The following is a 23,232-nucleotide window of genomic DNA, read 5'->3' on the forward strand; positions in this document are numbered from 1 at the left end:
TTCAAGGCCCCCAGTTCTTGATCAAGGTCCCCAGAAGGCGCCCGCGTAACCCACCGCAGTGAGCCCAAGGAAATGAGAAAGCCTCAGCACTGTCCGTGCTGAGGCTCGGCGAAAGGGCCCGGAAAAAGGGAGCAGGTCCCTCGGGAACGTTTCCGCCCAAATCGTTTCCCGAGGGACCCACTCAAGCCGGGGTGAGGCGCCCGGCGCTTTGGGATCGGGTCGCCAACCACAGCTGGCGACCCGAGCTCTTGGTACCCCACTCTACATCCGATTCCAGGAGTTTCGAGCTGTCGCGAGTGGTTGTGACCACTCTGCGTGCTGATCGTAATGATCAGCTTTTCGTCGCTGCCTGTAATCGAGTGGCGGTCTCCCTTGCGGTAACCGCCTCTGTACACATCAACGAGCCCTTCTACAGGGGGTTACGAGGTTCCGGAGAAAAATCCAAAAAGTTTCCCCGGGTGTGCGGAGAGTGGCTGAGGCAGGTCGCCCCCAGGTGTTTCACGTGACGCCCACCGCAGTGCCGACGTACTCGGCTGTCCTACTGTGAGCCGACCGTTCGATGAGGCAGGGAGAACCATGGGCGACATCCTGGACGTGGCACGTGAGCAGGTTCTGGAACAGGGCGCCGGACTGAGCCAGGAACAACTGGTCGCGGTTCTCCGGTCGCCCGACGACCGGCTGCCCGAGCTGCTCGCACTCGCCCACGACGTACGGGTGAAGTGGTGCGGCGAGGAGGTCGAGGTCGAGGGCATCATCTCGCTGAAGACCGGCGGCTGCCCGGAGGACTGTCACTTCTGCTCCCAGTCCGGTCAGTTCACCTCGCCGGTGCGCTCGGTCTGGCTGAACATCCCGGAGCTGGTCGAGGCGGCCAAGGAGACCGCGAAGACCGGTGCGACCGAGTTCTGCATCGTGGCCGCCGTCCGCGGCCCGGACCAGCGGCTGATGGCGCAGGTGAAGGCCGGCATCGAGGCGATCAACGCCGAGGTCGACATCAACATCGCCTGCTCGCTCGGCATGCTGACGCAGGAGCAGGTGGACGAGCTCAAGGCGATGGGTGTGCACCGCTACAATCACAACCTCGAGTCGGCCCGCTCGTACTTCGGTGACGTCGTCACCACCCACTCCTTCGAGGAGCGCTGGGACACCTGCCAGATGATCAGGGAGTCCGGCATGGAGCTGTGCTGCGGCGGGCTGGTCGGGATGGGCGAGACGCTGGAGCAGCGCGCCGAACTGGCCGCGCAGTTGGCCGAGCTGGACCCGCACGAGGTACCGCTGAACTTCCTCAACCCGCGCCCGGGGACGCCGTTCGGAGACATGGAGGTGATGGCCGGCAAGGATGCGCTGCGGACCATCGCCGCGTTCCGGCTCGCGATGCCGCGCACGGTCCTGCGGTACGCCGGCGGCCGCGAGCTGACCCTGGGAGACCTGGGCACCCGCGATGGTCTGCTCGGCGGGATCAATGCCGTCATCGTCGGCAACTACCTGACCACGCTGGGCCGCCCGGCGACCGCGGACCTCGACCTGCTGGCCGAGCTCAAGATGCCGGTCAAAGAGCTCCAGAAGACGCTATGACCACACTCGTCTACTGCGGTCGCTGCGGCCGCGAGGCCGCTGACGGACACCACGACGCCTGCCGCCAAGCGCTGACGCTGGAGCCGCCCCGGTACTGCGACCAGTGCCGCCGTCGGATGATCGTCCAGGTCCACCCGATGGGCTGGACCGCCAGGTGCTCGGTGCACGGTGAGGTCTCGTCCTGATGTCCGGGATGTTGGCGCGTGACGCGGAGCTGCTGTGGCATCCGTACTCCTCCCTCAGCGATCCGTCACCGGTGCGGATGGTCCGGGGCGCAGCCGGCGTACGTCTGCACCTGGACGACGGGGACGGCGGCAGCGTCGAGGCGATCGATGCGATGGCGTCCTGGTGGTGCATGATCCACGGCTACCGCAACCCGGTGCTGGACGCGGCGGTGAAGAGCCAGGTGGACGACTTCAGCCATGTCATGTTCGGCGGGCTGACCCACGAGCCGGCGATCCGGCTGGCCGACCGGCTGGTGGAGATCAGCCCCGAACCGTTGCGGCACGTCTTCTTCTGCGACTCGGGCTCGGTGTCGGTCGAGGTCGCGATCAAGCTCGCGCTCCAGTACCAGGTTGCCCGAGGCAACAACGGCCGGACCCGGATGCTGACGGTCCGTGGTGGGTACCACGGCGACACGTTCGCGCCGATGAGTGTGTGCGACCCGGTGAACGGGATGCACTCGCTGTTCACCGGCGCGCTGACGGAGCAGGTTTTCGGCCCGCAGCCGCCGGCCGGTTTCGACCGCCCGGACGACGATCCGGAGTTCCTTGCGTGGGCCGCTTCCGTGTCGGCGTTGGCGGAGCGGCACGCTGCTGAGATCGCCGGCATCATCGTCGAGCCGATCCTGCAGGGTGCGGGCGGCATGTACCCCTACAGCCCAGCCTGTCTGCGCGTACTGCGGGAGATCGCGGACCGGCATGGGTTCCTGCTGATCTTGGACGAGATCGCCACCGGCTTCGGCCGGACCGGCACGCTCTTCGCCTCCGAGCACGCGGGCATCGACCCGGACATCCTGTGTGTCGGCAAGGCACTGACCGGCGGTTACCTGTCGTTGGCCGCCACTTTGTGTACGACGGACGTCGCGCACACGGTGTCGAACGGACCCGGCGGTGCGCTGATGCACGGCCCGACCTTCATGGCGAACCCCCTGGCGTGCTCGGCCGCCCTCGCGTCGATCGACCTCCTGCTGTCCCAGGACTGGGCCGGCCGAGTCGCTCAGATCTCGGCAGGATTGTCAGCGGGGCTTGCACCGGCGGCCTCGTTGCCTGGGGTCAAGGACGTCCGCGTGATCGGTGCGGTCGGCGTCGTACAGCTGGGTGGGCCGGTCGACCTGCCGCGGATGACCGAGGCGGCGCTGCGGCGCGGGGTGTGGGTGCGGCCGTTCCGCGATCTCGTCTACACGATGCCGCCGTACGTCTGCACCGACGAGGAGATCGCCACCATCGCGGCGGCGATCACCGGGGCAGTGGAGGAGGTCGGCTGATGCTCGAAGACTGGCTCGGCCCCAAAGCGGCTGCGTTGGAGGCTCGCGGTCTGACCCGCCGGCTCCGGGCTCGCGCGGCCGACGAGCGGCTGATCGATCTCGCCGGCAACGACTATCTCGGCCTGGCGTCCGATCCGCGGGTGATCGAGGCCGCAGCCGATGCCGTCTGCCGATGGGGGACCGGATCCACCGCGTCCCGCTTGGTCACTGGTACGACGGCCCTGCACGAGGAACTCGAGTCGTCGCTGGCGGCGTACGTCGGCCAGGAGACGGCACTCGTGTTCTCGTCGGGCTATCTCGCCAACCTCGGCGTGGTCACAGCGCTCGGTGGGCCAGGGACGCTCGTGGTGTCGGACGATCACGTGCATGCGTCGCTCATCGACGGGAGCCGGCTGTCGCGGTCGCGGGTCGAGGTCGTTCCGCACAATGACGTGGACGCTGTCGGCAAGGTGCTTGCTGAGCGCAACGAACCGCATGCGCTGGTGCTGACGGAGTCGGTCTTCAGCGTGCTGAGCGACGAGGCGCCGTTGGTCGAGTTGGCTGCGGTTGCCCGCGAGCAGGACGCCGTACTGCTCGTGGATGAGGCGCATGGACTCGGGGTGACCGGTGGTGGGCGTGGTTCGGTGCATGCCGCTGGTCTGGCTGGTCTGGAGCATGTGATCGTCACGATGACGCTGTCCAAGGCGCTGGCCGCGCAAGGGGGCGTTGTGCTCGGGCCTGCGCTTCTTCGCGATCATCTGATCAACCGGTCGCGGCCCTTCATCTACGACACCGGTCTGAACCCGGCGGCGTGTGCTGCTGCCCTTGCTGCTCTGCGGGTGCTTCAGGACGAGCCCGATCGGCCGTCCGCGATCCATTCTGCGGCGGCCCGGTTGGCGTCGGCTTGTGGTGTGCCGCCTTCGTCCGGTGCGGTTGTCTCCGTCCCGATGCCTGGTCCGCGTGAGGCGGTCCGTGCCGCCGAGCTCTGCTTGGAGAACGGCGTACGCGTCGGGAGCTTTCGTCCGCCGACTGTCCCCGACGGGATCAGCCGCCTCCGCCTCACTGCCCACGCAGGCTTGTCCGACGAAGACCTGGACCGCGCCTGCGCCGTCATCCTCGCCGCGATCGGCCAGGTCTCATGATCATCCTCATCACCGGCACGGACACAGAAGTAGGAAAGACCATCACGACCGCCGCCCTGGCCGCCCGGGTTACCGGGTCTGTCGCGGTGGTCAAGCCGGCTCAGACCGGTGTTGGGCCGGATGAGCCGGGCGACCTGGCCGAGGTTCGCCGGTTGACCGGGCTCACCGAGTTGCACGAGGGTGTCCGCCTGCGCGATCCGCTCGCTCCCACGACAGCGGCGCGCCGCGCACAGGTGCCCCTCCCATCCGTGGAGTCGCAGGCCAAGTCCATCGACGATCTCGCCGTGACTTGGGACACCGTTCTGGTGGAAGGGGCCGGTGGGCTTCTGGTTGGGCTCGACGACGCGGGCCATGACCTGGCCGACCTGGCTTCCCACCTCACCATGCCCTTCACGTTTGTGGTGGTTGCTCGCTCGGGTCTGGGCACGCTGAACCACACCGGTCTGACGGTCGAGGCGCTCCGGAGCCGCGGGCTTCCCATCCAGGGACTGATCATCGGGTCCTGGCCTGAGGAGCCTGACCTGGCTGAGCAGTGCAACCTGGAGGACCTTCCGGTGACCACCGGGGTGCCAGTGATCGGGCGGATTCCGGCCGGCGCGGGGCGACTGGACCGGGAGGCGTTCACGGCCGCCGCGTCCGGCTGGTTCGGATGAGCGGTTGCCCGGCCCGGTACGACGAGGAGCTCGGGTACTGGGTTGTCGACAATCCGGCCGAGGCGCGTGAGGTGCTGCTGGATCCGGCGACGTTCCGGCCGGACAACGCCGTACTGGCTCACACACCGCTGTCCGTGAAGGCATTGCGGGTGCTGTCAGCGGTCGGGTTCGCGTTGCCGCCGACGTTGGCCAACAACGCGGGGGAGTCGCACCGCTCGATCCGGGCCGCGGTCGCTCGCTTCTTCAGCCCGGCGCGAGTGGCCGCCGTCGAGCCCCTCGCCCGAGAGTTGACGGCTGCGCGGGTGGCTGCTGCGACCAGAGCCCTCGCTGCCGGTGAGCACGTGGATCTCGTGCAGGCGGTGGCCGCAGAGCCGCCGGCGCTGGTGGTGCTCGAAATGCTTGGGTTGGCGGATGTCGACGTACCGGCGTTGAAGGCGTGGAGTCTGGATTCGCTGGAGCTGTTCTGGGGTTGGCCCGACGAGGATCGGCAGTTGGAACTCGCGCACAGTGCCGCGGAGTTCTACGGCTGGCTGAGGAAGCGGGTCGTCCAGGCGACTGAGGATGACCTGTTCGGCGTACTGGTTGGGCTGGGGCTGACCGATGAGGAGGTGTGCGCGGTCGCGTACTTCCTGCTGATCGCGGGCCAGGAAACCACCACCCAACTGATCTCCACTGCCTTCCACCGCACTATCGGCAGGCGTTCGGCAGATGGTGTGGAGGAGGTGCTGCGGGAGGCCTCGTCGGTGCCGACCTGGCGGCGGGTGACCTCCAGGCCTGCGGTCATCGGTGACGTTGAGGTCCCGGCGGGAGTGCCGGTGCTGCTGGGGTTGACGGGACATGGTGGACCGGCGGATCTGGCGTTCGGGATCGGGATCCACCGCTGCCTGGGGGCCGGGCTGGCTCGGCTGGAGGCGCGGGTGGCGCTGGAGTGTGCGGCGGACCTGCTGGCGACCGTCAGTCTGGTGGAGGAGCCGCCGATGATCGAGCTGCTGTCGTTCCGCGCGCCGAAACGGTTGCTGGTCGGATTACAGCCCGGCTGACCTGCACCGATACCCTTTGCAGGTGACTGAGCATGAGTTGGTCCTGGTCGTCGACTTCGGGGCGCAGTACGCGCAGTTGATCGCGCGCCGGGTCCGCGAGGCCAAGGTGTACTCCGAGATCGTGCCGCACTCGATGCCGGTCGAGGAGATGCTGGCGCGGGGCCCGAAGGCGATCATCCTGTCCGGTGGTCCGCAGTCGGTGTACGCCGAGGGCGCGCCGCGGGTCGAGTCCGGGCTGTTCGAGGCCGGCGTACCGGCGTTCGGGATCTGCTACGGCTTCCAGGCGATGGCGCAGACGCTCGGCGGCGAGGTACGCCGGACCGGGCTGCGCGAGTTCGGTCGTACGCCGGTGACGGTGAGCTCGGCCGGGACCCTGCTGGCCGGGATCCCCGAAGACCTCAACGTCTGGATGTCCCACGGTGACGCGGTGCACGCGCCGCCCGCCGGTTTCGCCGTACTCGCGGCCTCCGGCGGCGCGCCGGTGGCGGCGTTCGAGGACCTGGACCGGAAGTTGGCCGGCGTGCAGTGGCACCCGGAGGTGCTGCACTCGCAGGCCGGGCAGGCGGTGCTGGAGCACTTCCTCTACGACATCGCGGGCTGCTCGGGCGACTGGACCACCACGAACGTCGTCGACGAGCAGGTCGAGCTGATCCGGCAGCAGGTCGGCGACAAGCAGGTGCTGTGTGCGCTGTCCGGCGGTGTCGACTCCGCGGTCGCCGCGGCCCTGGTGCACAAGGCGATCGGCGACCAGTTGACCTGCGTGTACGTCGACCACGGCCTCCAGCGGTCGGGTGAGTCCGAGCAGATCGAGAAGGACTTCGTCGCCGCGACCGGGATCCGGCTCGAGGTGGTCGACGCCGAGGACCAGTTCCTGTCCGCGCTGGCCGGAGTGACCGACCCGGAGCAGAAGCGGAAGATCGTCGGCCGCGAGTTCATCCGGACCTTCGAGGCGACCGCGCGCAAGGTGGACGCCGAGCGGCACATCGAGTTCCTGGTCCAGGGCACGCTCTACCCGGACGTGGTCGAGTCCGGCGGCGGCGCGGGGGCGGCGAACATCAAGTCGCACCACAACGTCGGCGGTCTGCCCGACGACCTGCAGTTCAGCCTGATCGAGCCCCTGCGGACGCTGTTCAAGGACGAGGTCCGCGAGCTCGGCCTGGCGGTCGGGCTCCCCGAGACCATGGTCTACCGGCACCCGTTCCCGGGCCCCGGCCTGAGCATCCGGATCATCGGCGAGGTCACCAAGGAGCGCCTCGACATCCTGCGCGCCGCCGACCTGATCGCCCGCACCGAGCTGACCGCGGCCGGCCTGGACCGCGACATCTGGCAGTTCCCGGTGGTGCTGCTGGCCGACGTTCGCTCGGTCGGCGTCCAGGGCGACGGCCGGACCTACGGCCACCCCGTCGTACTGCGACCCGTCACCAGTGAGGACGCGATGACGGCCGACTGGGCCCGCCTGCCGTACGACGTACTGGAGCGGATCTCGACCCGGATCACCAACGAGGTCGACGAGATCAACCGCGTCACCGTCGACATCACCAGCAAGCCGCCGGGCACCATCGAGTGGGAGTGACCCTCCGGCCGTAATACTGGCGCGATGAGCGAAGGGGTGGGAGATCCGCGTCTGGCGGCAGAGGGTGAACTGAGTCTGGCCCGGCTGGCGCTGGACGACAACGAGGTCGGTCACGCGGCCGACCACCTGGCGACCGCGCTGGCGACGGCACCGTCGCTGCCGGACGCGCATGCAGTCCTGGCGACCTTGCTGGCCCATCCCGAGGGCGGCGTCGATCTGTGGACGCTGGATGGCGACGTGTACCTCGGCACTGCGGTGGCGCGGGCGCACGCTCTCGCCTTCCGCGGTGAGTACGCCGAAGCCCTCAGCCTGCTGGTCTCGGTCCAAGAGCACGAACCAGGCATGGCGTGGGCCGATGTGCCGTGGGTGCTCGACTCCGAGCTGGCCGCCAAACTCGATCCGGACGAGCTGCTGAACGTGTTCATCCAGCTGCTCAAGGCCGTCCCCGATCCGTGCCCGGAGGAGCTGGCTCCGGCATTCGCGCCGTACGTCCAGCTGGTGCGGAACCTGGTCGCCGCGTATCCGGGCTCCGGGAACCTGCTCTGGCTGGCGTCGGTCCTGACCCGGCGACTCGGATTGCTCGACGAGGCAACGTCGTACGCGATCGAGTCGGAACGGGTCGAACCGACCGACCGCGCGGCCATCGCGGTTGGCTACGCCCTGCGGAGCCAGGGCCGCACCGACGAGGCACTGGCCGCGCTGGAACGCGCGCTCGGCTATCAGCCCGGCAACGTCGCGGTGTACGCCGACATCGCCGGGATGCTGGGCGATGCGGGCCGGCTGGACGAGGGGATCTCGTGGGCCGAGCGGAGCCTCGCGATCGACCCGGTCCACGACTGTTCGTTGGTTGAGCGGCACAGTCTGCTGTTCCGGCGGGACGGTGCTGTCGACGACCTCGTCGCGATCGCCGACCTGCTCCGCTCGGCGGAGCCTGGCAGCCACGAGCAGCAGCACGCCGCCGGCGAGTTGACCGACCGGTCACGGCAGGTCTGGCTCGGCGGCATCCCGGACCCGACCGAGGCTGTCATCAACGTCCTCGACCAGATGCTGGCGGAGGGTATCTCTGCTCAAGGCGCATCGCTGACTGTGTCCGCGATCGAGCCGCCGAGTGCTTTGCTCGCCTTCGGCCTGGCAGTGCCGGGCTCTGAGGTGACGGTCAGCGAGATCCTTCCGCCGGACCCGCGGCTCCCGGTGTCTCTGCAGGGCTCTCAGTACCGGCCGGTCGAGACCGTCGTCTGGCAGTACGACGGCAGCGCCGCGCGACCCGCGGTCGCTCCGCCAAGTGCGGAAGGTGCTGCGGCGGTCGCTCGCGTTGCCGATTTCGGTGAGTCGTCCGGCGTCAGGACTCGTTCCGGGTGGGCGAGCGTGCCGGCTGCTTACGACCATGCGGTGCTGTTGGCGAGCACTCCGCTGGAAGACCTGCTGGGTGTCTTGGTGCATCCGCCGGCGTCGCCGACCGGAGCGGCGGGGGACTGGCCGGGGTGGATCCGGACTGTGCAGACCTGGGCCTGTCTGGGCATCGCGCATCACCGGACCGACCAGCCGTGGGCGGAGTCGGTTCGGCGACAGGTGCTGGCTGACCTCGCTTACGGGCCGGAGGACTGGATCACCGAGTCGGCTCTGTTCGCGTTGGCGACCACTGCCTGGGTCGATCCGTCGGCGCGGGCTGACGTCGCCGAGTTGATGGGCTGGCGTTTGCTGGCAGCGGTTGAGGCGCAGCGGGAGCGGCCGGTGACCATCCTGGGATCGCTGGCGACCATCACGCTGGCCACGCCCGGTCTCAACCCGGACGTCGCGGGCCTGGCCCGCGACATCCTCAGTGCGGACGACGACGTACCTGAAGAGCAGCCCGCGGAACCTCCCAAGAAACGAAGGGGCATCTTCCGCCGCCGCTGAACCCCGGCGCTGCCTCAGCTCTCGAGGGCCGTCGCCTGGATGCCGTCCAGGAGGCGGTCGAGGCCGTAGCGGTATGACTCGGTTGCCGCCTCGCGGGTCGTGCCCTGGTAGCCGTTCGCGTTCCAGATCGCCGTCATCGCGGGGTGCTGATCGACGTCGAAGTACGTCTCCCAGAGGTCGTTGCGCTCGTACCACCAGGCGTCGTTCGTCTGGCCGGTCGACTGCTCGATCAGTTCACTCTCCGCCTCCAGCCCGGCGGCCGAGTCGACGTACGTCGTGATGGCGAGCGCGGCCAGGTTGGTCCCGCGGGGGGTGAGTCCGATCTCGAGCAGCGCGGACAGCAGGTACTCGCGTCCGGCCAGCATGCTCGGGCCTACCGGCGGGCGGATCGTGGACACCTGCGACAGCCAGGGGTGGCGCTGGAACATCGCGCGCGTCTGGTCGGAGTAGATCTCCACCTGCTCGCGCCAGTCGTGCGGCCTGGGCGCGCCGGGGCCGGGGAGCTCACGTTCACCCAGCACCTGGTCGACCATCAGGTCGAGCAGCTCCTCCTTGGACGGCACGTAGGTGTAGAGCGTCATCGTGCCGACGTCGAGTTCCTTCGCGACCCCTCCCATCGACGCCAGACCTTGCGTGTCCGCCAGCCGGATCGCCGCCGCGACGACTCCGTTGACGTCGAGCGACGGCCGTCGTCCGGCGCCGCGTCCGTGAAGGACTGTCGGCTGCTTGTCCGCGGCGGATTTGCGGTGGTTCCGCCACAGCAGCGCCAGGGTCCGCTCTGGCTGTCCCTCACCGCTTCGCCGCTCCGTCACAGGCCAACCATAGGCGCTCCGCACAATTCTCGTATACCCTACGGAAATTGGGTTCGGAGGGTGAGGAGAACGGCGTGACCATCCTGGTGACCGGCGCGACCGGGAGTGTGGGGCGGCTGCTGGTGGACGAACTGCTGACGGCCGGCCCTCCGGTGCGGGCGCTCAGCAACCACCCGGCCCGGGCGGCGCTGTCCGACGGGGTCGAGATCGCTCACGGGTACCTGGGGAAGCCGGCGACATTGCCTGCCGCGCTGGCTGGTGTCGACAGCGTGTACCTCGCGCCGCTTCCGGCGTACGTGGACGACTTCGTCCGGTGCGCGCAGGACGCCGGCGTACGGCGGGTCGTCGTGCTGTCCGGTGAACCTGCGGAGTACGAGGCGCAGGGGGATCCGTCGACGTGGCACTACTACCGGATCGAGCGCGCGGTCGAGGCCGGCGGCTTCGAGTGGACCTTCCTGCGGCCGGGCCAATTCATGAACAACACGCTCGACTGGGCGGAGTCGATCAAGACCTCAGGCGTGGTCCGGACGCCGTACGCCGGTGCAGTGCAGACACCGATCGACCTCGGCGACATCGCCGCGGTGGCGCGCGTCGTACTCCTCGACGAGACCTTCATTGGCCAGAAGCTGATGATGAGCGGACCTGAAGGTCTGACCGCACCCGAGCAGGTCGAGCACATCTCCGCGGCGATCGGTCGGGAGCTCAAGTACGAGGAGCTGACTCCTCAGGCCTACCTCGATCGCCTCGCTCCGCTGATCGGCCTCGAGACAGCCCAGTGGCTACTGGACGGCTTCCGCATGATGGCGGAACACCCCATGACCCCCGAGCCCACAGTCCCCCAAATCCTCGGCCGCCCCGCCCTGCCCTACCGCGAATGGGCCTGCGCCAACGCCAACACCTTCCGCTGAATCCAGCCCACGACTCGACGGCTAGGTCGAGTTCACCGGTGGGCGGATCATGAAGACGTCGATCGGGTCCTCGGATTCCAGGACGAATCCGTGGCGCTCGTAGAGGCGACGTGCATTACTGCCCTGCAAGACGTTCAAGGCAACGGTCGCGCCCTGGGCGTCGGCCTCGTCCAGCGCCGCGCGCAAGACAGCGGACCCAAGACCTCGCCCCTGAAGTCGCGGAGCCAGGTAGAAGTGCTCCAGCCACAGCCGACCTTCGGCGGGCCGGAGCGTGATGCATCCGGCGAGTTCGTGATCAACCACGATGATCGACGTGTACTGCGCTGAGAAGGAGTCCCGAAACCGCTGCCGTACGCGGTGCTCGTCGTGGCGCCCAAGGCGTTCCAGGTCCGGGCGCATCACCTCGGCCCGCAACTCCGCGATCGCCTCGACGTCCTCAAGCACCGCAGCCCGCAACACCCATCCGGAGCCGTCCGCCAACGCACTCCGCCCAGGCAGCACGTCCGACCGCACTCCAACCTCCATCGCCTCACCATCCACCGCCGAAGTATCTCAATCGGCCCGCGACGAACAGGCGCACGGCCACACTCCGGGATGGCTAGAACAAAGCCTCCTGCTGAGTGTCGGATCGTTTGGTGGTACGTCGCGGTGGGCGGCTCGGCTCGTGAGACCTGTGGCTCGACGTGCGGCCGAAGCCGTGTTTGTTGAGTAGCGGGCGGACCTTGGATTCGAAGGCATTGCGGTAGCTGGGGGACGCGTTGGTGCCGTGGCCGTACAGGGACTCGTAGCGGGCGACCAGCTCGGGATGCTCGCGCGCCAGCCAGTCCATGAACCATTCCTTCACACCCGGGCGGAGGTGAAGGACGAGCGGAGTGACGCCGGTCGCGCCGGCTGCGGAGAGCTCGGCGAACAGCTGATCCAACTGCTCGGACGAGTCCGTCAGCCACGGCAGGACCGGAGCGACCATCACCCCGCACGGTAGGCCGGCGTCGCGCACCGCACGGATGAGGTCGAGACGTCCGCGCACTGACGGCACGCCGGGCTCGAGCGTCTTCCGCAGCTCCTCGTCCAGCAGTGCAAGGGAGATCGCGACGCCGACGTGCACCTGCTCGGCGGCCGCTGTCAGGAGATCGAGATCGCGCCGCAGCAGCGTGCCCTTGGTCAGCACGGACAGCGGCGTACCCGAACCTGCCAGCGCCTCGATGATCCCGGGCATCAAGCGATAGCGCCCCTCGGCGCGCTGGTACGGGTCGGTATTGGTGCCCAGGGCAACTGGCTCGTGGGTCCACGACGGTCGCGCGAGTTCACGTCGCAGTACGTCCGCGACGTTGGTCTTCACCACGATCTGCTGATCGAAGTCCTCGCCCTGGTCGAGCTCCAGATACTCGTGTGTCGGGCGGGCGAAGCAGTACCGGCAGGCGTGTGTGCAGCCGCGGTACGGGTTGATCGTCCAGTTGAACGGCAGCATCGTCCCCGGCACCGAGTTCAGCGCGGACCGCGCGAGCACCTCATGGAACGTGATCCCGCGGAACTCCGGCGTCGTCACCGACCGAACCAGACCCGCGATCGACCCGAGCCCCGGCAACGTCCCCGGAGTCTCCACGTCGATTTGCTGACCTGCCCACCTCATGCACTACAGTCGAACACATGTTCGCCACGAAGTCCAACTCCCGCCCAGCCTCACCTGTCATGTCGCAGGACATCGGTGACAGTTCTGCATCAGGACATCGGTGACATTTCTGGTGGGCTTGGTGGTGACACTTCGGCGGCGAGGCTCGGGCGGTGCCAGCCAATGAACCTATCGATCCCCGTGTCCGCCTTGCGATCTCGCAGTGGCCGGACGATGCTCCGCGCGGTGCGGTCTCGACCTTCTGCGCCGAGCACGGCATTTCGCGCAAGTCCTTCTACGAGTTGCGCAAGCGCGCGACGGCCGACGGTCCGGCGGCCGTGCTCGAGCCCAGGTCCAGGCGCCCGAGGACGAGCCCGGCGAAGTTGACCGAGGAGGTCAAAGAACAAGCGGTGCAGGTGCGGGCTGCGTTGGAGGCCTCCGGGCTCGACCACGGGCCGATCAGCGTGCACGACAAGATGCGCGCGATGGGGCTGGAGGTGGTGCCCTCGGTCGCGTCACTGGCCCGGATCTTCCGGCAGGCCGGTGTGGCGCGGTTCGAACCGCGGAAGAAGCCACGCTCGGCCTGGCGCCGGTTCGTCTATCCAGCTCCGAACGCCTGCTGGCAGCTCGACGGCACCGAGTACGTGCTCACCGGTGGGCGTAGGTGTGTGATCCTCCAGCTCATCGACGACCACTCCCGCTATGCGGTCGCTTCCCACGTCGCGTGGGGCGAGACATCTGCCGCGGCGATCGCCGTGTTCGACAAGGCCGTGGCCGCCAACGGCGTGCCTCAGCGGCTGCTGTCCGACAACGGATCCGCGCTCAATCCGTCGCGCCGTGGGCTCCTGGGTCAATTCGTCGTCCACCTGATGGCACTGGGGGTCGAGCCGATCACCGGCAAGCCCTACAAGCCGACGACCCAGGGCAAGAACGAACGCTTCCACCAGACCCTGTTCCGTTACCTCGACAAACAACCGCTCGCCGAGACGCTCGACGAACTGCAGGCCCAGGTCGAGGCCTTCGACCACATCTACAACACCCAGCGCCCCCACCAGGGCCTGCCCGGACGCGTCACGCCCCAGGCCGCCTGGGAAGCCACCGCGAAGGCCGAGCCGCCACGTCCCACACACAACCTTCCCCGTCGCTCCCACCGTCCCGCCAGCCGGCCCCGGCCGCCTCTCGCACCGGCGCCCGCTGACCTGCCCGACGACACCGTCGTCAAGAAGCTGACTCCCGCCGGCATGTTCTACCTGGACAAGGTCCAATACCTGGTCGACGGGCGACGCGGCTTCCAGCAGGTCCTCGTCATCAGCACCGGCAACAAGCCCGGCGACAAGATCACCGTCACCGACCTGGAAGGCGAGATCCTCATCGAGCACACCAGACCCGCACCAGGAGTGACCTACGTCGGCAACGGCCGCCCCCGCGGCCCACGCCAAGACCCCTGAACCGTCACCGATGTCCTGACACACCAACTGTCACCGATGTCCTGATGCAGAACTGTCACCCATGTCCTGAGACATCACACCGCCCAGCCTCACCTCACCCGTCGGGTGGCGCTACTCGAGGCCGATCTCGCCCGGCGCGCTCCTGGCCAGCGCGACCACGCTCTCGGCGTTCGTCCGTACCTCGTCCCAGCGACGCTGGAAGGTGCAGTAGGCGATGGCATCGAGGCCGATATGGATGAGGTAGGCGTGCAACCGCTCGCGGAGATTGGCCGGGAGCGGTCCATTGGCGCGCCAGTGGGCCAGCAGTGCGGCGTTGATGTCGATGGCTCGCCAGTCTGGGTACCAAGGCCACCAGTAGATGAGCCAAGCGGCGTCGTACAGGCTGTCGCCGTACATCGCGTTGCCCCAGTCCAGCACGGCGCTGACGTTGCTGCCGGCAACAAGCATGTTGCGGCTGAGCAGGTCGCCGTGGATCATGCGACGCTCGGCAGGCAGGTACGGCGCGAGCGCGGCGATCGCGGTCAGTCCGGCCTCGACCGATCCCAGCCCGATGTCGGAGTCGGCCAGCGCCGCCCGCCAGCCAGGTACCCGCGCGGTCTCGGTGCCGATAGCCACGAGTGCGTCCACCCAGGAGCTGTACGGCGCTCGCCGATCAGCTGTCCAGATGCCGTAGCCCACGGTGTCCGTAACGTCGATCCTGCCGATGTCGTCGATCGCGGTCAGCAGACTTGGAAGCGCCGGCGCGACGTCGGTGGCGGACAGATCGTCGAGCCCGGTCCCGGGCGCGCGCGCCGAGATCGCATAGTGCCAGCCCTCGACCATCCCTCTCGCCAGCACCGCCGGAACGGGGAGATTGGGTCCGGCGAAGCGCGCGGCCAGCTCGTCTTTCGCGAAGTCCGTGCCGTAGGCACCTATGCGCAGCACCGCCTCCGCGCCGTCGAGGGTCAACTCGAACGCCTGGGACCATTCGCCCGACGCCAGCGCGCGTGGCTCGGTCGCGCGCTCCCCGAGCGTCGTCCGCACCAAGCGCCGTGCGATCTCCGGCAACGCGGCGTTCTCTTCGGCGGACATCCCGAAGAGACTAGCAACCACCGTCGCTACGGGAGGGTGAGGATTTCGGGGCCGTTGCCGGTGAGGGCCACGGTGTGTTCGGCGTGGGCTCCTCGGGTTTGGTCGGCGGAGCGGAGGGTCCAGCCGTCTTCGTCGATGACGTAGGTGGTGCCGGGGCCTGACCAGAACCAAGGCTCGATGGCGAACACGTGGCCGGCGCGGAGTTTGAGGCCTCGGCCGGGACGGCCGCCGTTGGGGATGTGCGGGTCTTCGTGCATGCGGCGGCCGATGCCGTGGCCGCCGAAGTCGAGGTTGGTGCCGAGGTTGGCGGCGCGGCCGATGCGGCCGATGGCGGCGCCGACGTCGCCGAGGCGGTTGCCGGGGACGGCGGCGGCGATGCCGGCTGCGAGGGCCTGTTCAGTGGTGGCGATGAGTTCCAGGTCTTCAGGTCGCGGTGTGCCGACGCAGAAGCTGGTGGCGGCGTCAGCGCACCAGCCTTCGATCGAGGCGCCGCAGTCGACGTTCAGGAGGTCACCGTCGGAAAGTTTCTGGTCGTTGGGGAGTCCGTGCAGCACCGCGTCGTTGACCGACGTACAGATGACGCCGCTGAACGGGCTGCCGGCGAACCCGGGCTGGTAGCCCTCGAACAGCGACACCGCTCCGGCGGATCGCAGTACGTCGCGTGCGACCTCGTCCAGCTCGCGCAGCGAGACCCCGACCGCGGCCTCCTTCTTCACTGCGGCGAGTGCGTTCGCGACGACTCGGCCGGCCGCGCGCATGTGTTCGATCTCCGCGGGCGTCTTCAGCTCGACCATCGGATGCTTCCTTCGTCTTCCCGGATAGTTATACCGGTACTATTATCACGCTTATGGTCCGACCACCTCTTTCCAGCTGGGATCGCGAACGCGGCCGGCAGCTCGGCCGCCTGCTCCGCGAAGCCCGGGGCGAGCGCAGCATGGTCGACGTCGCGGCGGCCTGTGGGGTCTCCGTCGATACTCTTCGCAAGATCGAGACCGGCCGCATCCCGACGCCGGCCCTCTTCACGGTCGCCGCCGTCGCGGCCACCCTCGACCTGTCCCTCGACGCACTCGTCGGCGCCTGCCAGGACAGCCCGGCGGCCGAGGCCGATCGCCCGGACAGCAACAACCTGATCGCCTAGAGCCACCGGCAGTTGGCGCCGGAGATGACGTAGAACACGATCGAGCCCATGCGGCAACCAAACCTGAGGTGGAGGCGTCTCCTGTCCGACTGGGGTTGAGGGCTTGGGGGTTGCGATGGCGGTACGACGGCGGACGGTGCTCGGCGCGATGCTGGCCGGAGCCGGAGCGGTGGCAACAGCGGGCTGCATCGCCGATACGGCAGCGGACACAGGCCAAGGCGCTGGCAACGGCCAGGACAGCGGTCAAGGTAGCGGCCAAGGCGAGAGCAGTGGTGTCGAGGCGCCGCCACAGAAGGCGAAGCCGACAGACGGACCCGACCGGATCACCCTGGTCGCCACAGGCGACGTACTGCTGCACGAGCGCCTCTGGACAACAGCCCGCCGCGATGGCCGCGACGGCGCCTGGGACTTCGCCCCGCTGATGGGCAGCGTCAAGCCGCTCGTCCAACAGGCCGACATCGCGGTCGCACACCTCGAGACGCCACTGGCGCCGCTCGGCGGCCCGTACCACGGCTACCCACTCTTCCAAGGCCCACCGCAGATGGCCGCCGCCCTCAAACAGACCGGGTACGACGTCTGCACCACGGCGAGCAATCACAGTTTCGATGGCGGCGCGCCCGGCGTGGATCGCACCCTGAAGACCCTTGAGCAGGCCGGCCTCGAGCACGCCGGCACTGCCCGCTCCCGGGCCGAGGCCGAGACGCCCACGATCGTCGACGTCCACGGGGTGAAGGTCGCGTTCCTGAGCTTCACGTTCGGCTTCAACGGCCTGCCGTATCCGAACGGTGAGACCTGGCGAGCCGGCAAGATCAGCGTTCCCACGATCACACTGCGCGCCCAGGACGCCCGCGACCGCGGCGCCGAGATCGTCGTGGTCAGCTGCCACTGGGGCACGGAGTACTCGCCGAGGCTCAACGACCAGCAGCGTGAGGTCGCGCCGCAACTGCTTGCCGACAGCAACATCGACCTGCTGATCGGACACCATGCCCACGTGGTGCAGCCGATGGAGCAGCACAACGGCAAGTGGGTCGCGTACGGCCTCGGGAACCTCGTCGCCGCGCATCGCGAACCCAACAGCACCAAGGCCGAAGGCCTCCTGGTCCGCTTCACCTTCACCCGCGACGGCGACCGCTGGAAGACCGACCAGGCCGAGTACGCGCCGTTGCTGATGACCGATGCGCTGCCTGTCCGCGTTCTCGACGTACGCCGTGAACTCGCCAAGGACGGTGTGACAGCAGCCCGCAGGGAGCGCCTCGAGCTGGCTGAGCGCCGTACGTCGATGACTGTCCGATCACTCGGTGCCAGCCCGAGAAGCCTATGAGACAACGATATCTTCCATCTCTGTCGAAAGGCTTGCCTGCTCCGGAGGCGCTGGAATAGTGAGCGCCAACGGCCACCGCGCCTGGGTGGCAGGGAGGCGCGCGTGCGACCTCCGGGACGCGGGTACGACGGTCACTCAGGCGACCGTCGTACCCGCTGGTCGCGAAGTACGACGGCCGCGTACCGGGTCCGGTCGCACGGTGACGAAAATGCTTTGAGGGCTTGCGGTACGAGGGTCTATGGTCGGCCGCATGATTACGTACTTTGTGATGGTCCGTCGTGCCCGGGTCCGGGCAGGCGAGGGGTGCCTGGGGATGGCATCCGCTCGATAGTCGTTGGGCCCAACGGGTCGTGGACGCAGCCGGGGTGCAGCCCGGAGAACTCGTTCTCGACATCGGAGCCGGACTCGGTGCGCTGACCGCTCCGCTGGTCCGGGCCGGAGCCCGGGTGGTCGCTGTCGAACTACACCCTGGTCGGGCCGACCGCTTGCGGCGGAGGTTCGCGGACGCACCGGTGACGGTGGTCCGGACCGATGCCGCTGATCTGCGGTTGCCGTCCCGGCCGTTCCGGGTGGTGTCGAGTCCGCCGTACAACGTCTCCACCGCACTGCTGAAGCGTTTGCTGGCGCCAGGATCCCGCCTGGTGTCGGCCGATCTCGTGCTGCAGCGGCAGGTGGCGAACCGGTGGATCCGTGGCGACGCACCGGGGGCGAACCGGTGGTTCCGGCACTACGACCTGTCGATCGGCTTACGCCTTCCCCGCAAGGCCTTCACCCCACCTCCGCAGGTCGACTCCGCAGTACTGCTGCTGCGCAAACGGTAGAAAGGGCAGACCCCTTGCCGGTCAGAGGTGACCGGCAAGGGGTCTTTGCTGTCAGCAACTGTCACCCGTGCCAGGAGGTCCAGAGCGCCGCGTACGAGCCCTGCCGGGCGACCAGCTCGTCGTGGCTGCCGAGCTCGCTGATGCGGCCGTCCTCGACCACCGCGACGCGGTCGGCGTCGTGCGCGGTGTAGAGGCGGTGGGCGATGGCGATCACCGTCCGGCCCTCGAGTACGGCGGCAAGCGAGCGCTCCATGTGCCGCGCGGCCCGTGGGTCGATCAACGACGTCGCCTCGTCCAGTACCAAGGTGTGCGGGTCCGCCAGCACCAACCTGGCCAGCGCCAACTGCTGCGCCTGCGCCGGCGTCAGCGCGAGCTGACCGGAGCCGACTCGCGTGTCCAGACCGTCCGGTAACGCATCCGCCCACTCCCGCGCGTCAACGGCAGCCAGAGCGTCCAGCAACTCCGCGTCCGACGCGCCGGGGCGCGCCATCGACAGGTTGTCGCGTAACGTGCCGACGAACACGTGGTGCTCCTGGGTGACCAGCGCGACCTGCTTGCGCAGCTCGTCCAGCGGCAGCTCGGTCATCCCGACGCCGCCGACCGTCACCGAACCCGTCCGTGGTGGATGGATGCCCGCGACCAGCCGGCCCAGCGTCGACTTCCCGGCACCGGACGGCCCGACCATGGCGATCCGCTCGCCGGGCTGGACCGTGAGATCGACACCGTGCAGTACGTCGCGGCCGTCGACGTACGAGAACCGTACGTCGCGCGCCTCGACCAGGTCGCCGGACGGCATCCGGCCCGACGGCGTGCGGTCGTCCGGTACGTCGCTGATCCCCAGCAAGCGGGCGAACGCGGCGCCACCGGACTGCAACTCGTCCAGCCAGGAGAGCAACCGGTCGACCGGATCGATCAGCTGGTTGACGTACAGCACCGCAGCTGTGATGGCACCCAGCGAGACGTGCCCGTTGAGGTGCAGCCAGCCGCCGAACAGCAAGGTCCCGACGACCGGCACCAGGTAGCTGACCTCGGCGACCGGGAAGTAGACCGTCCGGAGGAACAGCGTGTACCGCTCGGCCAGGTAGGAGCCCCGGATGTCGACATCGCCGCGGCGGACCCGTTCGTCGTACCGCTGTAGTGCCTCGACCGTCCGGGCGCCCTCGACCGTCTCGGCCAATGAGCTGGTCATCTGCGCGTACGCCGCGTTCTCACGCAGGTATCCGTCTTTGGCGCGGCGCAGATACCACTTCGTGCTGAGCCAGAGCAGCGGAGTCATCGCGAGCAGCGGCACCAGCACCCAGACGCCGACCAGCACCGTCGCCACGACCGTGAACAGCACCGTGACGAACGCGATGATCGTCTCCGGTACGGCGAAGCGCACCGTCCGCGACAGCGTGTCGACGTCACGCGAGGTGCGGGACAGCAGGTCACCTGTGCCGGCCCGCTCGACCGTGCCGATCGGCAGCGCGAGCGCGTTGTCGACGAAGTCCTCACGCAGCTCGGCCAGCACCTGCTCGCCGAGTGCGAACGACTTGAACCGGGCCCACCGGGTCAGCAGCGACTGCGCCACGATGAACACCGCGATCACCAGGATCACCTGGTTGACCTTGGCCACGGTCGTGCCGTTCTGGACGTCCTCGACCAGGCCGCCGATCAGCCGCGGCGCGGCCAGACCGCTGATCGCCGCCAGCCCGTGCAGCAGCAGCGCGACCGACAGGGTGCGCGGATGCTGCCGGGCCAGCCGGCGCGCGTGCCGACGGATCTCGGTCGGGCCCGCCACAGGCAGGATCTGCCTCATGCGAGCACCTCCTCTTCTTCCGTCTGCCTGGTCACTGTCCTTCGGTACTGCGGTTCGGTCGCGAGCAGCTCGCGGTGCTTGCCGGAAGCGACCACTCGGCCGGCGGCGACGAAGATGACCTCGTCGACGTGGTCCAGCAGCAGCGGACTCGCGGTCAGCACGACCGTGCTGCGGCCGGCACGCTGGTCACGCAACCGCTCCGCGATCCGCGCCTCGGTGTGTGCGTCGACCGCGGACGTCGGCTCGACCAGCACCAGCACGGACGGGTCGGCCAGCAGCGCACGCACCAGCACCAGTCGCTGCCGCTGCCCACCGGAGAACGACCGGCCCTTCTCCTCGACCTCGGAGTCGAGCCCGTCGGACAGCGCGACCAGGACGTCCTCGGCCGACGCCGTCCGCATCGCCGCCATCACTTCCTCGTCGGTACGACGGTTGTCCGGGTCGAGCTCCTGGCGCAGTGTGCCGGTGAACAGCTGTGAGCCGGTGTCGCTGACCAGGATGCGCGCACGCACGTCCTCGCGCGTCGCACTGGCCAGGGTGACCCCGCCGTACCGGACCTCGCTGGTGTCGTCGTACCGGCCGAGGCGGTCGGCCAGCTCGCCGTTGCTGTCCGCCTCGGCGGAGACGATCGCGGTGAGCAGGCCGTCGCGGGCGCGGATGCCGGACACCGGGTCGACCAAGTCGCCGTGGTCGGGCAGGTGCACCGCCGTCTTCGGCTCGGTGATGTCGGACCGCAGCTCCAGCACTCGGATCACCCGTCCCGCCGCGACCAGACCGCGCATCAGCTGGTTGGCGAACTCGGTCGCGGTGCGCAGCGGCAGCACGAGGAACGTCGCATAGCCGTAGAAGGCGACCAGTGAGCCCGCACTGAGGTCGCCGCGCAGCGCGAAGTGCGCGCCGAGGCCGACCACGAGCACGACGAAGATGCCCGGCAGCAGAACCTGCGCGGCGTCCAGCACGGACTGGATCCGCGCGACCCGCACACCGGCCTGCCGGACCTGCTGCGACTCGCCGCGATACCGGCGCGAGAAGGAGTCCTCGCCACCGATGCCGCGCAGCACCCGCAGACCGGCCACGATGTCGGAGCCCAGCGAGTTCAGCTCGCCGACCGCCTCACGTTGCGCGGACTGCCGCTTGTGCAGCGGCCGCAGCATCGGGCCGAGGCAGAACAGCATCACCGGTACGCCGATCAGCACCACCAGGCCGAGCGTGGTCGACGAGGAGAGCAGGATCGACGCGACCACGACGAAGGCGACGATCGAGCCCGTGAAGCGGGCCGAGATCTCCATCAGGTTGCCGATGTAGGACAGGTCGCCGGCGCCGATGCTGACCACCTCACCGGTGGCCAGATGCTTCGGTAGCGTCGCGCCGAGGTCGGCGGACTTCCGGGTGATCACCTGGACCGTGCGGTACGCGGCGGTCAGCCAGTTCGTCACCGCGAACCGGTGCCGCATGATGCCGGCCAGCGCCTGCACCACGCCGACCACGAACAGCACCGCGGTCCACTGGAGCAGCCGCTTGCCGTCGCCCGCCGCGATGCCCTCGTCGATCGCGAGGCCGAGGATCGCCGGGATGAACGCCTGCGCGCCCATCCAGAGAATGCCGAACACCATACCGCCCGCGAGCGTGCGGGACTGACCGCGCGCGACCCACAACAGATAGCGGGTCGGCGAGCGGTGATCGGGGACGCCCGGATCGGCGACAGGAAGTTGTCTCATAGCGCTTTCAGGCTAGGCGTCGCCACCGACAGCCGCATGCGAATTAATCGCAGGTATGAACCCCGCGGGCGACGCCATCGGAGGATGCGAAGGAGCGGCCTGATTGGTCGCGTACGGCTAGCACGGTTGGCACCAGCCCGCCGGAATGGTGACGGTCGGTACGGCTTTCGTATCTGCCCGCGCATCAAAAGACCTTCACCTTGCGTTGGGCAACGAGTTCCCGACGGGCCATGTCCGCCGCCTGTCCTGGATCCATGCTGGTGATCGCGCATCGGGGAGCGAGTGGCTACCGCCCGGAACACACGCCGGCGGCGTACCGCCTGGCTGCGGCTCAGGGGGCCGACTATCTGGAACCCGACCTGGTCGCCACTCTCGACGGCGTCCTGGTCTGCCGGCACGAGAACGAGATCTCGGGTACGACGGACGTCGCGGACCACCCGGTGTTCGCGGACCGGAGGATCACCAAGATCGTCGATGGGACCGCCGTGACCGGCTGGTTCGTGGAGGACTTCACCTACGACGAGCTGCGGACACTGCGGACGCGGGAGCGGATGCCCGGGCTGCGTGCGGCCAACACGGCGTACGACGGGCACGAGGAGATCCCCAGGTTCGACGACGTGGTGGCGCTGGCCCGGGAGGAGTCGCTCCGGTACGGACGACCGATCGGCGTGATCCCGGAGATCAAGCACCCGGCGTACTTCCGGCGGCTCGGACTGCCGCTGGAGGAGCTGCTGACCGAGCGGATCCTGGCCCTGCGGCTGCGCGACGACGAGATCATGGTGCAGTCCTTCGAGCCGACCAGTCTGCGGCGGTTGTCGGTGATGACCCGGGTGCCGCTGGTGCAGCTGGTGGATGCCGACGGTGCCCCGAACGACTTCCGCCGTACTGGCGACGGCCGCACCTTCGCGGACCTGATCGAGCCGGCTGGGCTGCGCGAGGTGTCGACGTACGCTCAGGTGCTGGCGCCGCACAAAGACCTGGTCATCCCGCGCACCGCGGCGGGCAACCTGGGTGAGCCGACCCGACTGGTCGACCAGTCCCACCGCGTCGGCCTGAACGTCCAGGTCTGGACCTTCCGGGCCGAACGCCGCTTCCTCCCCACAGCCCTCGACCTCCCCGCCGAACTCTGCCGCTTCGCCGCCCTGGGCATCCAAGGCGTCTTCGCCGACCACCCCGACATAGCCACCGCCACCCTCAAACAAACGGCGTTGAACGTCTGACAGAGGGGAGGCGGCAGGGTGGGGGCT

The 23,232-nt window shown here is 68.7% G+C and carries 20 protein-coding genes and 1 pseudogene; 14 read left to right on the plus strand and 7 right to left on the minus strand.

The genetic code is table 11. The features are described from left to right. Positions 1–576 precede the first annotated feature (576 nt). From bioB to OG817_RS43730, 8 genes are read left to right on the plus strand one after another with little or no spacing between them, the layout of a single operon-like run. Positions 577–1,572 carry a biotin synthase BioB gene (gene bioB / locus OG817_RS43695; RefSeq protein WP_406050977.1) on the plus strand — a complete coding sequence of 332 codons (996 nt, stop codon included), beginning with the start codon at positions 577–579 and terminating at the stop codon, positions 1,570–1,572. Next, positions 1,569–1,757 carry a hypothetical protein gene (locus OG817_RS43700; RefSeq protein WP_406050979.1) on the plus strand — a complete coding sequence of 63 codons (189 nt, stop codon included), beginning with the start codon at positions 1,569–1,571 and terminating at the stop codon, positions 1,755–1,757. The genes bioB and OG817_RS43700 overlap by 4 nt, the downstream gene beginning before the upstream one ends. Continuing rightward, complete coding sequence (locus OG817_RS43705; RefSeq protein WP_406050981.1) at positions 1,757–3,058, plus strand: adenosylmethionine--8-amino-7-oxononanoate transaminase; 1,302 nt, start codon at positions 1,757–1,759, stop codon at positions 3,056–3,058. The genes OG817_RS43700 and OG817_RS43705 overlap by 1 nt, the downstream gene beginning before the upstream one ends. Next, a complete protein-coding gene (locus OG817_RS43710) occupies positions 3,058–4,179 on the plus strand; it encodes an 8-amino-7-oxononanoate synthase (protein WP_406050983.1) in 1,122 nt (373 codons plus the stop codon). The genes OG817_RS43705 and OG817_RS43710 overlap by 1 nt, the downstream gene beginning before the upstream one ends. Further along, entirely contained in the window at positions 4,176–4,832 is a 657-nt protein-coding gene (bioD, locus tag OG817_RS43715) for a dethiobiotin synthase (RefSeq protein WP_406050985.1), read from the plus strand. Before OG817_RS43710 ends, bioD begins: the two co-directional genes overlap by 4 nt. After that, a complete protein-coding gene (locus tag OG817_RS43720; protein WP_406050987.1) occupies positions 4,829–5,872 on the plus strand; it encodes a hypothetical protein in 1,044 nt (347 codons plus the stop codon). The genes bioD and OG817_RS43720 overlap by 4 nt, the downstream gene beginning before the upstream one ends. Positions 5,873–5,894: 22 nt before the next feature. Then, the gene (guaA, locus tag OG817_RS43725) at positions 5,895–7,445 is read left to right on the plus strand and encodes a glutamine-hydrolyzing GMP synthase (protein WP_360444774.1); all 1,551 of its coding nucleotides are present in this window, start codon (positions 5,895–5,897) and stop codon (positions 7,443–7,445) included. Positions 7,446–7,469: 24 nt separating this feature from the next. Further along, positions 7,470–9,341 carry a tetratricopeptide repeat protein gene (locus tag OG817_RS43730; protein WP_406050990.1) on the plus strand — a complete coding sequence of 624 codons (1,872 nt, stop codon included), beginning with the start codon at positions 7,470–7,472 and terminating at the stop codon, positions 9,339–9,341. Between the two features lie 14 nt (positions 9,342–9,355). On the opposite strand, the gene OG817_RS43735 is transcribed toward OG817_RS43730, so the two are convergent. Then, entirely contained in the window at positions 9,356–10,153 is a 798-nt protein-coding gene (locus OG817_RS43735) for a TetR/AcrR family transcriptional regulator (protein ID WP_406050992.1), read from the minus strand. 74 nt (positions 10,154–10,227) lie between these two features. Between OG817_RS43735 and OG817_RS43740 the strand changes: the two genes are divergently transcribed. Next, positions 10,228–11,061 carry an SDR family oxidoreductase gene (locus OG817_RS43740; protein ID WP_406050994.1) on the plus strand — a complete coding sequence of 278 codons (834 nt, stop codon included), beginning with the start codon at positions 10,228–10,230 and terminating at the stop codon, positions 11,059–11,061. Between the two features lie 21 nt (positions 11,062–11,082). Here OG817_RS43740 and OG817_RS43745 read toward each other — a convergent pair whose 3' ends face one another. After that, a complete protein-coding gene (locus tag OG817_RS43745) occupies positions 11,083–11,586 on the minus strand; it encodes a GNAT family N-acetyltransferase (protein ID WP_406050996.1) in 504 nt (167 codons plus the stop codon). Positions 11,587–11,659: 73 nt separating this feature from the next. Next, complete coding sequence (locus tag OG817_RS43750) at positions 11,660–12,691, minus strand: Rv2578c family radical SAM protein (protein WP_406050998.1); 1,032 nt, start codon at positions 12,689–12,691, stop codon at positions 11,660–11,662. A 194-nt stretch (positions 12,692–12,885) separates the two neighbouring features. Between OG817_RS43750 and OG817_RS43755 the strand changes: the two are divergent. Beyond that, a pseudogene (locus tag OG817_RS43755) lies at positions 12,886–14,100 on the plus strand (integrase core domain-containing protein); the annotation flags it as partial. Positions 14,101–14,229: 129 nt separating this feature from the next. Here OG817_RS43755 and OG817_RS43760 read toward each other — a convergent pair. Both OG817_RS43760 and map read right to left on the minus strand, forming a co-directional pair. Beyond that, complete coding sequence (locus OG817_RS43760; RefSeq protein ID WP_406051000.1) at positions 14,230–15,189, minus strand: phosphotransferase family protein; 960 nt, start codon at positions 15,187–15,189, stop codon at positions 14,230–14,232. A 26-nt stretch (positions 15,190–15,215) separates the two neighbouring features. Beyond that, positions 15,216–15,983 carry a type I methionyl aminopeptidase gene (map, locus tag OG817_RS43765; RefSeq protein ID WP_396392220.1) on the minus strand — a complete coding sequence of 256 codons (768 nt, stop codon included), beginning with the start codon at positions 15,981–15,983 and terminating at the stop codon, positions 15,216–15,218. A 53-nt stretch (positions 15,984–16,036) separates the two neighbouring features. Between map and OG817_RS43770 the strand changes: the two genes are divergently transcribed. The 3 genes from OG817_RS43770 (at position 16,037) to OG817_RS43780 (ending at position 18,469) form a co-directional block, all read left to right on the plus strand. After that, positions 16,037–16,327 carry a helix-turn-helix domain-containing protein gene (locus OG817_RS43770; RefSeq protein WP_396392219.1) on the plus strand — a complete coding sequence of 97 codons (291 nt, stop codon included), beginning with the start codon at positions 16,037–16,039 and terminating at the stop codon, positions 16,325–16,327. Between the two features lie 103 nt (positions 16,328–16,430). Further along, complete coding sequence (locus OG817_RS43775) at positions 16,431–17,648, plus strand: CapA family protein (protein ID WP_406051002.1); 1,218 nt, start codon at positions 16,431–16,433, stop codon at positions 17,646–17,648. 278 nt (positions 17,649–17,926) lie between these two features. Further along, the gene (locus OG817_RS43780; protein ID WP_360444804.1) at positions 17,927–18,469 is read left to right on the plus strand and encodes an rRNA adenine N-6-methyltransferase family protein; all 543 of its coding nucleotides are present in this window, start codon (positions 17,927–17,929) and stop codon (positions 18,467–18,469) included. A gap of 61 nt (positions 18,470–18,530) precedes the next feature. Here the strand turns inward: OG817_RS43780 and OG817_RS43785 are convergent, their stop codons facing one another. After that, positions 18,531–20,267 (minus strand): ABC transporter ATP-binding protein, encoded by a 1,737-nt coding sequence (locus tag OG817_RS43785; RefSeq protein WP_406051004.1) that lies wholly within the window; start codon positions 20,265–20,267, stop codon positions 18,531–18,533. Then, the gene (locus tag OG817_RS43790) at positions 20,264–21,985 is read right to left on the minus strand and encodes an ABC transporter ATP-binding protein (protein ID WP_396392216.1); all 1,722 of its coding nucleotides are present in this window, start codon (positions 21,983–21,985) and stop codon (positions 20,264–20,266) included. The genes OG817_RS43785 and OG817_RS43790 overlap by 4 nt, the downstream gene beginning before the upstream one ends. Positions 21,986–22,239: 254 nt before the next feature. Here OG817_RS43790 and OG817_RS43795 point away from each other — a divergent pair, with 254 nt between their 5' ends. After that, positions 22,240–23,205: a glycerophosphodiester phosphodiesterase family protein gene (locus tag OG817_RS43795; RefSeq protein ID WP_406051006.1), complete on the plus strand. Its 966-nt coding sequence runs from the start codon at positions 22,240–22,242 to the stop codon at positions 23,203–23,205. Positions 23,206–23,232 lie beyond the last annotated feature (27 nt).

Source organism: Kribbella sp. NBC_00889 (genome assembly GCF_045207705.1).
Taxonomy (GTDB): domain Bacteria; phylum Actinomycetota; class Actinomycetes; order Propionibacteriales; family Kribbellaceae; genus Kribbella.

Coding starts and splice junctions, on each gene's coding strand:
- OG817_RS43785 (WP_406051004.1), bottom strand. CDS start 20,267: ATGAGGCAGATCCTGCCTGTGGCGGGCCCGACCGAGATCCGTCGGCAC.
- OG817_RS43760 (WP_406051000.1), bottom strand. CDS start 15,189: ATGTCCGCCGAAGAGAACGCCGCGTTGCCGGAGATCGCACGGCGCTTG.
- OG817_RS43730 (WP_406050990.1), top strand. CDS start 7,470: ATGAGCGAAGGGGTGGGAGATCCGCGTCTGGCGGCAGAGGGTGAACTG.
- OG817_RS43745 (WP_406050996.1), bottom strand. CDS start 11,586: ATGGAGGTTGGAGTGCGGTCGGACGTGCTGCCTGGGCGGAGTGCGTTG.
- OG817_RS43795 (WP_406051006.1), top strand. CDS start 22,240: ATGCTGGTGATCGCGCATCGGGGAGCGAGTGGCTACCGCCCGGAACAC.
- bioB (WP_406050977.1), top strand. CDS start 577: ATGGGCGACATCCTGGACGTGGCACGTGAGCAGGTTCTGGAACAGGGC.
- OG817_RS43750 (WP_406050998.1), bottom strand. CDS start 12,691: ATGAGGTGGGCAGGTCAGCAAATCGACGTGGAGACTCCGGGGACGTTG.
- OG817_RS43720 (WP_406050987.1), top strand. CDS start 4,829: ATGAGCGGTTGCCCGGCCCGGTACGACGAGGAGCTCGGGTACTGGGTT.
- OG817_RS43700 (WP_406050979.1), top strand. CDS start 1,569: ATGACCACACTCGTCTACTGCGGTCGCTGCGGCCGCGAGGCCGCTGAC.
- map (WP_396392220.1), bottom strand. CDS start 15,983: ATGGTCGAGCTGAAGACGCCCGCGGAGATCGAACACATGCGCGCGGCC.
- bioD (WP_406050985.1), top strand. CDS start 4,176: ATGATCATCCTCATCACCGGCACGGACACAGAAGTAGGAAAGACCATC.
- OG817_RS43770 (WP_396392219.1), top strand. CDS start 16,037: ATGGTCCGACCACCTCTTTCCAGCTGGGATCGCGAACGCGGCCGGCAG.
- OG817_RS43710 (WP_406050983.1), top strand. CDS start 3,058: ATGCTCGAAGACTGGCTCGGCCCCAAAGCGGCTGCGTTGGAGGCTCGC.
- OG817_RS43790 (WP_396392216.1), bottom strand. CDS start 21,985: ATGAGACAACTTCCTGTCGCCGATCCGGGCGTCCCCGATCACCGCTCG.
- OG817_RS43705 (WP_406050981.1), top strand. CDS start 1,757: ATGTCCGGGATGTTGGCGCGTGACGCGGAGCTGCTGTGGCATCCGTAC.